This window comes from Aeribacillus sp. JST-2 (genome assembly GCF_056032925.1).
This window is the reverse complement of the sequence record NZ_JBVVUU010000116.1, coordinates 1-603: the sequence shown is the minus strand read 5'-3', so window position 1 is coordinate 603 and position 603 is coordinate 1. Positions and strand designations below refer to the sequence as shown.

Annotated in this window: 3 tRNA genes and 1 rRNA gene; all 4 read left to right on the top strand. The window is 43.0% G+C overall.

What is annotated here, in order from left to right:
* A 5S ribosomal RNA gene (rrf, locus tag AC0KTX_RS16830) occupies positions 1-76 on the top strand; the annotation flags it as partial.
* Positions 77-87: 11 nt separating this feature from the next.
* Positions 88-163: transfer RNA gene (locus AC0KTX_RS16825), tRNA-Val, on the top strand.
* A gap of 74 nt (positions 164-237) precedes the next feature.
* Positions 238-310: transfer RNA gene (locus AC0KTX_RS16820), tRNA-Thr, on the top strand.
* 219 nt (positions 311-529) lie between these two features.
* A tRNA-Lys gene (locus tag AC0KTX_RS16815) sits at positions 530-602 on the top strand.
* Position 603 lies beyond the last annotated feature (1 nt).

Here is a 603-nt window from a genome sequence, read left to right as displayed (position 1 = left end):
CGAACACGGAAGTTAAGCTCTTCAGCGCCGATGGTAGTAAGGGGTTGTCCCTTGCGAGAGTAGGACGCTGCCAGGCAGTTTTTTTATGGAGGATTAGCTCAGCTGGGAGAGCACTTGCCTTACAAGCAAGGGGTCGGCGGTTCGATCCCGTCATCCTCCACCATTTTTGTGCAGATGCAGTTCAATATTTACTATATAAAAGCAATAATAGAAAAAGTTTTACTGACATACACACATGCCGGTGTAGCTCAATTGGTAGAGCAACTGAATCGTAATCAGTAGGTTGGGGGTTCGATTCCTCTCGCCGGCATCTTTTCATTACTTCATGATAACGCTGTCTTTGAACATTTGTCGTAATATTTCTTGTTATGCTAAAATTGATAATATGCTCTCAGACAAGTTGCAATAAGCAAGCTTTATCGGATGACTTCGGTTGGTCTTAACGTTTCCATCATCCACGAAAATGCTTGGAAGGGAAGGAACATCAGGTTTTTATAAAGCAGAAATGAAACTGATTCATTTATATTTTGAGCCATTAGCTCAGTCGGTAGAGCATCTGACTTTTAATCAGAGGGTCGGAGGTTCGAATCCTCCATGGCTCAC